At 64.9% G+C, this 10,768-nt stretch carries 11 protein-coding genes and 1 pseudogene; 10 read left to right on the forward strand and 2 right to left on the reverse strand.

Annotated elements, in window-relative coordinates:
- The 6 genes and pseudogenes from RT662_RS05050 to RT662_RS05075 all read left to right on the forward strand — a co-directional run.
- The coding region (locus RT662_RS05050; protein ID WP_313669618.1) for a helicase-related protein at nt 1-2,343 on the forward strand (2,343 nt) is incomplete at its 5' end.
- A gap of 21 nt (nt 2,344-2,364) precedes the next feature.
- Nucleotides 2,365-2,493 (forward strand): annotated as a pseudogene (locus RT662_RS05055) (S4 domain-containing protein); the annotation flags it as partial.
- 12 nt (nt 2,494-2,505) lie between these two features.
- Entirely contained in the window at nt 2,506-2,691 is a 186-nt protein-coding gene (locus tag RT662_RS05060) for a hypothetical protein (RefSeq protein ID WP_313669628.1), read from the forward strand.
- A gap of 62 nt (nt 2,692-2,753) precedes the next feature.
- The gene (gene fdxA, locus RT662_RS05065; RefSeq protein ID WP_313669619.1) at nt 2,754-3,092 is read left to right on the forward strand and encodes a ferredoxin FdxA; all 339 of its coding nucleotides are present in this window, start codon (nt 2,754-2,756) and stop codon (nt 3,090-3,092) included.
- Between the two features lie 338 nt (nt 3,093-3,430).
- The gene (locus RT662_RS05070; RefSeq protein ID WP_313669620.1) at nt 3,431-3,934 is read left to right on the forward strand and encodes a CarD family transcriptional regulator; all 504 of its coding nucleotides are present in this window, start codon (nt 3,431-3,433) and stop codon (nt 3,932-3,934) included.
- Nucleotides 3,935-4,104: 170 nt separating this feature from the next.
- Nucleotides 4,105-4,785, forward strand: coding sequence for a head GIN domain-containing protein (locus tag RT662_RS05075; protein WP_313669621.1), 681 nt, complete (start codon nt 4,105-4,107; stop codon nt 4,783-4,785).
- A gap of 6 nt (nt 4,786-4,791) precedes the next feature.
- Here RT662_RS05075 and RT662_RS05080 read toward each other — a convergent pair whose 3' ends face one another.
- Both RT662_RS05080 and RT662_RS05085 read right to left on the reverse strand, forming a co-directional pair.
- Nucleotides 4,792-5,370: a nitroreductase gene (locus RT662_RS05080; protein ID WP_313669622.1), complete on the reverse strand. Its 579-nt coding sequence runs from the start codon at nt 5,368-5,370 to the stop codon at nt 4,792-4,794.
- 235 nt (nt 5,371-5,605) lie between these two features.
- A complete protein-coding gene (locus RT662_RS05085; protein WP_313669623.1) occupies nt 5,606-6,844 on the reverse strand; it encodes an amidohydrolase family protein in 1,239 nt (412 codons plus the stop codon).
- Between the two features lie 119 nt (nt 6,845-6,963).
- Between RT662_RS05085 and RT662_RS05090 the strand changes: the two genes are divergently transcribed.
- The 4 genes from RT662_RS05090 to RT662_RS05105 form a co-directional block, all read left to right on the forward strand.
- Entirely contained in the window at nt 6,964-8,724 is a 1,761-nt protein-coding gene (locus RT662_RS05090; RefSeq protein ID WP_313669624.1) for an oligopeptide:H+ symporter, read from the forward strand.
- An 88-nt stretch (nt 8,725-8,812) separates the two neighbouring features.
- Complete coding sequence (locus tag RT662_RS05095; protein WP_313669625.1) at nt 8,813-9,496, forward strand: NnrU family protein; 684 nt, start codon at nt 8,813-8,815, stop codon at nt 9,494-9,496.
- Nucleotides 9,493-10,296 (forward strand): SDR family NAD(P)-dependent oxidoreductase, encoded by an 804-nt coding sequence (locus tag RT662_RS05100; protein WP_313669626.1) that lies wholly within the window; start codon nt 9,493-9,495, stop codon nt 10,294-10,296. The genes RT662_RS05095 and RT662_RS05100 overlap by 4 nt, the downstream gene beginning before the upstream one ends.
- A gap of 244 nt (nt 10,297-10,540) precedes the next feature.
- Nucleotides 10,541-10,768: DUF4167 domain-containing protein (locus tag RT662_RS05105; protein WP_313669627.1), on the forward strand; the 228-nt coding region annotated here is incomplete at its 3' end.

The following is a 10,768-nucleotide window of genomic DNA, read 5'->3' on the forward strand; positions in this document are numbered from 1 at the left end:
CTGTGCACGGTGGAATCGATGCCGCTGGATCGGGAAGTCGCCTTCATGGCGATCGACGAAGGCCAGATGGGCGCCGATCCGGAGCGCGGCCATGTTTTCACCGATCGCTTGCTCAGGGCGCGCGGCTATGCCGAAACCATGATCCTGGGCTCGGAAACGCTGCGGCCGCTGATCCGCAAGCTGATCCCAGAGGCGGAGATCATCACCCGGCCGCGCTTCTCCACGCTGGCCTATGCCGGGCCGAAGAAGCTGTCGCGCCTGCCGCGCCGAACCGCCATCGTCGCCTTCACCGCTGCCGAAGTCTATGCCATCGCCGAAATGCTGCGCCGGCAGAAGGGCGGCGCGGCGGTGGTGATGGGCTCGCTGTCCCCGCGCACCCGCAACGCCCAGGTGGCGATGTACCAGTCGGGTGAGGTCGATTATCTCGTCGCCACCGATGCCATCGGCATGGGGCTGAACATGGATATCGCCCATGTCGCCTTCGCCGCGCTGGGCAAGTTTGATGGCAAGCGCCAGCGCCGGCTCACGCTGGCGGAAATGGCGCAGATCGCCGGCCGCGCCGGCCGCCACCAGCGCGATGGCACGTTCGGCACGGTGCAACTGGGCAGCGAGGCCAACTGCAGCTTCACCCCCGAAGAGATTGAAGGCCTCGAAGAACATCGCTTCGAGCCGCTCACCCATCTCGTCTGGCGCAACACCGATCTCGATTTTTCCAGCCTGCCCAAGCTGTTGGCGACGATGGACGCCCGCACGCCCCGACCCGAACTGGTGCGGTCGGACGATGCCATTGATCTGGGCGTGCTCAAGCGCCTGGCCGGAGAGCCTTGGGTGATGGAGCGTGCCAGCAGCCGTCTGCTGGGCGAACGCGGCCTGTTCCGCCTGTGGCAGGCTTGCAGCCTGCCCGATTACCGCAAGACCGGGGTAGAGGCGCACACGCGGCTGGTGGGCCGGGTGTTCCGCCATCTCACCGAAGGCCGGGGCCACTTGCCCGATGCCTGGATCGCGGCGGAAATCGCCCATCTCGATCGGATGACGGGTGATGTGGAGGCCATTGCCGATCGCATCGCGGCGGCGCGCACCTGGACCTATATCGCCCACCGACCCGATTGGCTGGACAATCCCGCGCATTGGGCAGAGCGCACTCGTGCCCTCGAAGATCGCCTGTCTGACGCGCTGCACGGCGCGCTGACCCAGCGCTTCGTCGATCGCCGTACCGCCGTGCTGCTCAAGGATCTGAAAGCACGCGGGGTATCGGCCCATGTGCTGATCGAGGCCGATGGCGGGGTGGCGGTGGATGGCGAAATGATCGGCCGCCTCGACGGCTTCCGCTTTACCGCCGATGCGGCCGCCCGGGCCGGCGAACAACGGCTGCTGCTGGCAGCGGCCGAGCGCCATTTGTCCCGCGAGCTGTGTTCCCGCGCCAAGCGGCTTGCCGCAGCGGCAGACGATGAATTCACGCTGGATTTCGATGGCAGCCTGCCGCCGCGCCTGTTGTGGCAGGGCGCGCGGGTGGCGGTGCTGCGCAAGGGCCGCGATGCCCTGACACCCAGGGTAGAGCTTGATCGCGCCGTGGCAGCGCTGGGCCCGGATGATCGCCGCCATGTGCAGGAACGGCTGGAACAGTTCGTGGCCGATGCCATCGCCCGTGTCGCCGCTCCCCTTGGCCGCGTGGCAGCGCTGCGCGGCGAGGTGTCGGCTCCAGCGCGCGGCCTTGTCGTACAGTTGGTGGAAGGCTTGGGCGTACTGGCCCGCGATGCCGTGGCCGAACAATTGGTGGGCGTTACCCGCGCCGATCGTCAGGCGCTGGGCCGTTGCGGGGTGCGGCTCGGGCCGTTGCACCTGTTCGTTCCCGCGTTGCTGCGCCCGGAACCGACCCGCTGGCGCCTGGCGCTGTGGGCGGTGGCCAGCGAACTCGCCAGCCTGCCACCGTTGCCGGCACCGGGCCGCGTTTCGCAGTCGGGCGCGGCGGTGATGGCGCCGGCCGATGTGCTGCTGGTCGCCGGCTTCTGGCGGCTGGGCAGTGGCAAGGATGCCATCGCTGTTCGCATCGACATGGTGGATCGCCTGTCCCGCTTCATTCACGAACGCCGCGATGGCCGCGCGCCCTTCATGCCCGATCCCAACTGGGCGGCCAGTCTGGGCCTGTCGCAGGATGGTCTGGCCCGGCTACTGCGGGCGCTCGGCTATCGGCCGCGCCTGGTTGACGGCACACCGCATTTTGCCTGGGCCGGCCCGTCGCGGCCGAACCAGCGCCGTTCGGCACAAGCCACCGATGCCATTCCCGTGGTCAGGGGGAATGAAACATCGCCATTTGCCATCCTGGCCGGAATGAAGGGGAGGTAGCATTTGGTCTACGGAGCAGGGTTGAGGCTGGACAAGTTCCTCTGGTTTGCGCGCCTGGCGCCATCCCGATCCCACGCTCAGGACCTGTGTGAAAGCCGACGATTGCGCATCGATGGCCGCGTCGTGGACCGCGCCGCGACTCTGGTCAGGGCCGGGGCGGTCTTGAGCTGGCCCCGTGGTGACGATGTGATCGTGGTGCGGGTGGAAGGCCTGCCCGATCGCCGCGGTCCTTATGCCGAGGCCCGCGATTTCTACACCGATCTGACCCCCGGTCGGGCAGCGATCAGCGCTGATGCGGCCCTGTGTTCGCAAGATGCCCTCTTGCCAGAAGCCTTCGCCCTCGCCTAAGGCGCGAACATACACAGGGGTAACCAGCCTTTGGCGGCTGCTGCTGCCGTGAGGGGAGATTTATGGCCTACGTCGTCACTGAAGCGTGCATCAAGTGCAAGTATATGGATTGCGTTGAAGTGTGTCCGGTGGACTGCTTCTACGAAGGCGAGACCATGGTGGTGATCAACCCCAACGAATGCATTGATTGCGGTGTGTGCGAACCGGAATGCCCGGCCGAAGCCATCCTGCCCGATACCGAAGGCGGCCTTGAAAAGTGGATGGAGATCAACGCCACTTACGCCGCCCAGTGGCCGAACATCACCATGAAGGGCGAGACCCCGGATGATGCCGATTCGCACAAGGGCGAAGACGGCAAGTTCGACAAATATTTCACGCCGACCCCCGGCCAAGGCTCCTAACGGCCGCCAAACTGGCCCATTTTCGGCCTGGAAATGGCCGAAAATGAGACTTTTTGACCCGTACATGCCAATTTCGTGGACAGGCGTGCCCATTGGCATGGCAATTGTGACACGTTTCTGATATGACCATGTCGTGGTCGGCGGTGATGTGCCTCCGACCGGGTTCGCCGGTTCCGTCGCCAAATTCGCCATCCTGCCAGGCGGGCAACGGGCCAGGGTCATGCAAGACAGGCAGGCAGTCACGTCAATGGGTCGTCAGCAGTACCCCGGCAGCGCCGCTCGCACGCCGGTATGGCACGATTGATCCCGACGGCCTGAAGAAAAAGGATACTGGATCTATGGTAATTGCCAAACCGCTCGGTTTCGAAGTCGGTGATTATGTCGTGTACCCCAAGCATGGCGTGGGGCGCGTGGTGGAAATCCAGAGCCAGCATATCGCCGGTGCGTCGCTCGATCTGTTCGTGCTGCGTTTCGAAAAAGAGCGGATGACCCTGCGCGTTCCGACCAACAAGGCGGAGGGCGTTGGCATGCGCAAGCTGTCGAGCCAGGCCACCATGAACGAGGCCCTGACCACGCTGAAGGGCAAGCCGCGCATCAAGCGCACCATGTGGTCGCGCCGTGCCCAGGAATATGAAGCCAAGATCAATTCGGGCGATCTGGTGAGCATTGCCGAAGTGGTGCGCGATCTGCATCGCGCCGAAGACCAGCCGGAACAGAGCTATTCCGAACGGCAGATCTATGAAGCCGCCATTGGCCGCCTCGCCCGTGAACTGGCCGCGATGGAAAACATCGATGAACCGGCCGCCCAGCAGAAGATCGAACAAGTGCTGAAAGCCGCGTAAGCGGCTGTCGGCATAGCAAGTTCAGAAATTCGCGCCGGCATCGGCCCGCTTTGCGGGTCAGTGCCGGCGCTTTTTCTTGTGTGGGCCATGGCAAACCGAATCCACGCCGACCACTTGCCACTGCCGCTCCTTTGTGTATTATTTAGGCAATACACAAAGGAGCTTCTGCCATGATCCGCACCGCCCTGTTGCTGCTCACTGCTGCCATTGCCGCCGTTCCCGCCAGCGCTGCCGAACGCCGATTTGATGCCTCAGGCTTTGACAAGGTGGCTGTCGGCGGCAGTGACAATGTGTCGGTGCGCCTGGGCAATGGTTATTCGGTCGTCGCCAGCGGTGAAGCGGCCGATCTCGAAAAGTTGGAGGTGCGCGTTGAAAAGGGCGTGCTGCATATCGGCCGCAAGAAGGGCAACTGGAGCTGGGGCGGGAAGGACGTGAACGTTGCCGTCACGCTGCCGGCCCTGCACGGCCTGTCGCTGGCCGGCTCTGCCGATGTGCAGGCCGACAAGGGCAGCGGCGACACCTTCGATATGCGGGTCGCCGGTTCCGGCAATCTGCTGCTGGCCAGCCTTGATACCCGCACTGCCAACCTGGCGATTTCCGGTTCGGGTGACGTGAAGGTTGCGGGTCGCTGCGCCGCGCTGAATGTGAAGATCGCCGGCAGTGGTGATGCCGATCTGGCCGGCCTGGCCTGCACCAACACCGCGATCAGCATTGCCGGTTCGGGCAATGTCAGTGCGCGCGCCAGCGGTCAGGCCGATGTGCGAATCGCCGGTTCTGGCGATGTGCGCATCACCGGCGGCGCCCGCTGCATCAAGAAGGTCGCCGGCAGCGGCACCGTGCAGTGCAACTGAGGCTGTTCAGCCGCGCCAGTGACTGGTGATGGCGGCAATGTCAGGCCGCGGGCGTTCTTCCAGCGGCTTTCCCTGGTTGCCGATGAAGAAGAAGCCGGCGATGCGTTCTGGCACGGCGCCGCCCAGCAATGCCAGAACCTGTTCGTCAAATGCCGCCCAGCCGGTCAGCCAGTTGGCAACAAAGCCATGAGCGTGCGCGGCCAGCACCAGGTTCTGGCAGGCCGCACCGACTGAAAGCTCCTGCTCCCACGCCGGGATGTGGCTCGGCTTGGGGCTGGCGATCACAACCACCAGGCAGGGCGCCTGGGTGGCGAACTGGCTCACTGCCTCACGCTCCAACCGGCCGGCGTCGGGCTTGCCCGCCAGGTAGATGGCCATCAGCGCGTCTGCAAAGGCGGCGCGATTGTCGATCACCACGAATCGCCACGGGTTCAGCTTGCCATGATCGGGTACGCGCGCGGCGGCGGCCAACATGGCCTGTAACTGGCTGGCATCGGGGCCGGGTGCAATCATCTCACGCGCTTTGCCGGAACGGCGGCTGGCGAGCAGGGCGGTGGTGCTGGCGGTGTCGTTGAAGCTGTCCATGGCGGTTGGCATTAATGCGGACCGCCTGAATTGCCAAATCAGATGACTGACTGTCGGTCCAGCGAAAGGGCTTCAGGCTCGGCAGCGCCGCCCGGCAGCGCGCGTCTGTAGGTTACAAAGGTTACAGTTCTTCCTCATGCGCGCGAGGCTGTTCGAGACTGCAGATTGAGACAGAACGGCGGGCGAACCCAGGCCGGAGGATAAGCGGAATCGCCCCCTGTAGGACAGCCGCCGTCTAGTCGGCCCGTACCACCGCTCCACCCTTCATCACCAACCGCACCCGGGTGACGGCGGCGAGATCGGCCAGCGGATCGCCGGCCACCGCCACCAGATCAGCGAGCAGGCCCGGCGCGACACGGCCGCGATCGGAGAGGCCGAAATAGCGGGCGTTACCGGCCGTGGCAGCGGTGAGCACGGCGGCATTGGCCATGCCGGCCTTGGCCATCAGCAGCATCTCGCGGGCATTTGTCCCGTGGGTGTACACGCCGACATCGCCGCCCATGCAGATCGGCACGCCAGCCTTCATCGCCAACTGGAAGGCAGCGCGGTCTTGCTGCACATCGGCCGGTGCCGGTTCCTGCCCGTTCCAGCCGCGATATCGCGCGATGGCATCGCCGGCGGCGAGCGTCGGACACAGCGCGGTCTTGTTCTTCGCCATAAGCGCGAAGGTGGCGGCGTCGCCCTCGCTGCCGTGTTCAATTACCTCCACCCCGGCAGCGGAGGCGCGGCGCATGGCTTCGGCGGTGTTGGCATGGACGGCGACCTGCCGCCCGGCATCATGGGCGGCGGCTACGGCAGCGGTAATTTCACCTTGCGAATAGGTGGGCCGGCTGCCTTCGCCGGGGCGCCAGCGATAATCGCCATACAGCTTCACCACATCAGCCCCCGCGCCGATCTGACGGCGGACCGCGCTCACCAGGTTGGGGCCGTCTGCTTCCTCGGCGCCCTGCGGCACGGCCCAGGCGTCGTTCTTGGGCGCATAGCTGCCGGGCGCGACAAGAGCGCGGGTGGCGATGATCATGCGGGGGCCGGGAACATGGCCTTCGTTGATCGCGCGTTTCAGCCCGACATCGGCATTGCCGGCGCCTTCGGTGCCGAGATCGCGCACGGTGGTGAAGCCCGCCAGCAGGGTGGCCTTGGCATGCACCACGGCGCGGGCGACGCGATAAGCTTCGCTTTCCTTCAGCACCTGATCGTCCCACGGCGTCTTGTCATAGGGGTGCAGCAACAGGTGGCTGTGGCCTTCGATGAATCCGGGCAGCAGCGTCTGGCCGGGCAGGGCGATGCGCTGCGCTTCGGCTGGTGCAGCAAGGTTGGGCCCCGCTGCCACGATGCGCCCGTCGTCGACCAGCACCTGCCAGCCGACATGCATCGCCTCTCCGTCCCACACCCGGTCGGGCTGCAACAGCAGCGGCGCGGCCACGGCCGGCGCGGCGGTGAAGGCAAGAAGGGCGGTGAGAATGGAGCGCATCATATGTCAAACCAGACGACGGTGAGCGGCCAAGGTCAAGTCGGCTTGGCGGAACCGCTGCCGCCCGCTATCACCATTGCCGGAAATGGCGCGCCGGGGCTGGCGCGCAAGGGAGAGGCATTTTGAACGAGAACGCGAGCGCGGCGGCGGCAGACACCCGCCCGCAATGGTTCGGCCACCCGGCGCAGCTGGCGCGGCTGTTCACCACCGAAGCGATGGAGCGGTTCGGCTATTACGGCATGCGGGCTCTGTTGACGCTCTATCTCGCCAACCATTTCCTGTTCTCCGACAGCACGACCACCAGCCTCTATGGCGGCTTCACCGCGCTGGTCTATCTCACCCCGCTGGTCGGCGGCTTGCTGGCCGACAATTACCTGGGCTCCAAGAAAGCCGTGAAGTTCGGCGCCATCCTGATGGCATTGGGCTATTTCACCCTGTGCTTCGGCGGCGAGGCGGCCAAGCCCTGGGCCAAGTTCGATGGCCAGCAATATGCGGTCAGCGTCGAAACCAAGGGCAATGACAAGGCGCAGTTCGTCACGCTTGAAGGCCAGAAACTGCAGATCAAGGGCAACGAGGATGGCAGCGTCTCGCTGCTGGCCGGCGACGGCACGGAAGCCCGCCATATCGACAAGGGCGGTTTCGAAGCCGGCGGGGAGCGTGACGCGCTGTTCGTCACCATCATGCTGCTCGGCCTGTCCGCCGTCACCATTGGCAATGGCTTCTTCAAGCCCAACATCTCGACCATGGTCGGCAGCCTTTATGCCAAGGGCGACAGCCGCCGCGATGCTGGCTTCACCATCTTCTATATGGGCATCAATCTGGGATCGCTGGGCAGCCAGCTGGCCTGTCCGTTTCTGGCCGATGCTTATGGCTGGTGGGCGGGCTTCCTGCTGGCGGCGCTGGGCATGGCGCTCAGCTGGTATCTGATCCAGTTCGCCGGCCCGAAGCTGGAAGGCTATGGCGAGCCGCCGGTCGGCGCACCCAACCGCGACATTCCCATCTATCTGGGTGCCATCGCCTTCGTGCCCCTGGTGTGGTTCCTGTTCACCAACCTGATGGCGGCGCCGCCGCCGGTGGAAGGTGCGGGCTTCATGGGTTATCTGATGGGCTTGCCGATCCTGGGCAAGGTGCTGTTTGCCACATTCCTGGCCTGCGTGGTGCTGATCCCGATCTGGTCGATCGTCTATGGCAACCGCGCTGAATGGCAGATGATGCTGGCAGCCATAATCCTGATCGTGTTCAACGTCGTGTTCTGGACGTTGTTCGAACAGGCGGGTTCCAGCCTGACGTTGTTTGCGGCTCGCAACACCGATCTGTCGATCTTTGGCCTGTTTGAAATCTCGCCGGGCCAGACGCAGTTCTTCAACGCCATCTTCATCGTCATGCTGGCGCCGCTGTTCAGCCTTTTGTGGCAGGCGCTGGGCCGGCGCGGGCTGGAACCGGGGATTCCGGTGAAGTTCGGCATGGCGCTGGCCGGCGTTGGCGGTGGCTTCCTGTTCCTGGTGTGGGGCACGCAGTTTGCCGGCGATGATTTCAAGGTGGGCATCTGGTGGTTGGCTGGGCTTTATCTCATCCACTCCATGGCCGAACTGATGATCTCGCCGGTGGGTCTTTCGATGGTGACCAAGCTTTCGATCGCCCGCATCGTGGGCCTGATGATGGGCCTGTGGTTCGTCTCCATCGCCTGCGCGCAATATGTGGGCGGCCTGGTGGCGCAGGTGGCCAGCGTTGAAACGGTGGGCGGGCAGGTGACCAACCTGAAGGTCAGCCTTGATACCTATGCCGGCGTGTTTGAAACCATCGGCCTGGCTTCGGCGGCGATCGGCGGCGTGCTGCTGCTGATCTCGCCCTTGCTCAAGAAGTTGATGCACGGCGTGAAGTGAGCGGCTCTGGCTGTTCACAAAGCGCTTGGCCCGCCGCGCCTGCCGCTGCAGTATCGCGGCGGTGGCTACGGCCTGAAGGGGAAAGCTGTTGTCTGATCTGATGCTGCTGGCGCTGCTGATGGGTCTGTTCGTGGTCAGCCACGAAGTGCTGTCGCACCCGCTGCGTGGCCCGCTTGTGGCGCGGCTGGGCGAAAAAGGCTTTGCCGTCGTCTATTCGCTGGTGGCACTGGCCAGTTTCGGGGCTGCAGCGCAGCTGTGGCGGCAGATACCAAAGGCGCGACTGTGGGATACGCCGGCCGGTGCCTATATCCCGGCGCTCGCGGCGATGCTGGTGGCCTGCATCTTCTTCGTGGGATCGGTGAGCGCGCCCAACCCGGCGATGATGCCCGGCGTGAAGGGTGAACCCAAGGGCCTGCAGCGCATCACTCGCCACCCGATGATGTGGAGCATGGCGATCTGGGCCGGCGTGCACATCATGATGACCGCTGATCCGCGCACCATCGTGCTGGCCAGCGGGGTGGGCGTGCTGGCACTGTTCGGCACGTTCATGCAGGACGGCAAGAAGAAGGCGCAGAACCCGGCCTATGCCGCTCACATGGCGCGCACTTCGCATTTTCCGTTTCTGGCCATCGTGGGCGGCCGCCAACCTTGGAGCGCGATCTGGCCCGGCCTGGTGCCGGTGCTGGGCGGGCTGCTGTTGTGGTTCTTGATTCTGTGGGCCCACCCGATGCTGATCGGCGTGCCGGCCGCCGGCTGGAGTTATTTCCAATGAGCGATGTTGCAGGCAAGACGATCTGGATCACCGGGGCTTCGGCCGGGATCGGCAAGGGGCTGGCGCTGGCGCTGGCAGCGCAAGGCGCGCGGCTGGTACTGTCGGGCCGCAACCGGGCAGCGCTGGACGAAGTGGCGCAGCACTGCCCCGGCAGCATTGTCGAGGCGTTCGAAGTGACCGACCTTGATTCGCTGCCGGCCATTGCCGCGCGGGTGGCGGCGGTGACCGGCGGTGTCGACTGGCTGGTGAACAATGCCGGCATTTCGCAACGCAGCCTGGCGCTCGATACCGAATTCCCGGTTTACCGCACTCTGATGGAAGTGGACTTCTTCGCGCCGCTGCGGCTGACCCAGCTGGTGCTGCCGGCGATGGTTGCCCGCGGGTCAGGGCGAATCATCAACAATGCGTCGGTGGCAGGCAAGGTCGGCTCGCCGCTGCGCACTGGTTATTGCGCTGCCAAACATGCGCTGGTCGGCTGGTCCGACGCGCTGCGGGCCGAGATCGCCCAATATGCTGTGCAGGTGCATGTGCTCACCCCCGGCTTCGTCGCCACCGGTATCGGCAAGAACGCCTTGCGCGGCGATGGCAGCCAGAAGGGGGATGGCGAAGATCCGGTTGATGCCGGCATCTCCATCCACGAGGCTGCCGCGCAGATCATCGCCGGCATTATTGGTAATGTGCCCGAAATCCCGGTCGGCCGGGACGGCGCGGCCGAAATGCAATTGCTCGGACTCAAACGGCAGGATCCGGAAGCCTGTTTCCAGTTGATGGCCAGCATGGCACCAAAAGTCACCCGTTGAGGGCGAGGGCCGGCGGTCTGCGTCGTTTTTCCCTTGGCGGATGGGATTTGCCCGGCTAAGGCGGGATTAGGTAGCCGCAGCAAGGAAGCAGCGGGCTGCCTCTCGCGCAGCATCAGCCGGTACGCCAGCCAAGGGCAAGTCCGGTCGCGGATGGGCCTGTTGGCCCCCGGCGTCCGAACCGCGCGAAGGGCACGATTACACCCAACAGCGGCCTCAATATGGCCAGTCAACGGGGACAACGATCTTGATCAGGAACAACCAGCGGCGGCGGCGTGGAGGCGGCAACACCGGTCCGCGCCCGCAACAAATGGCTGGCGGCAACAATTATGGCGCTCGGCTGGATAATCGCCAGCGCGGCAATGCCACCCAGCTGCTGGAAAAATATCGTGCCCTGGCCCGTGACGCCCAACAGGCCGGCGACCGGGTGACAGCAGAATATTATCTGCAATATGCCGAACATTATTTCCGCATC

Origin of the sequence: Sandarakinorhabdus sp. (assembly GCF_032115815.1) — a bacterium.
In the GTDB taxonomy this organism is placed as follows: domain Bacteria; phylum Pseudomonadota; class Alphaproteobacteria; order Sphingomonadales; family Sphingomonadaceae; genus Sandarakinorhabdus.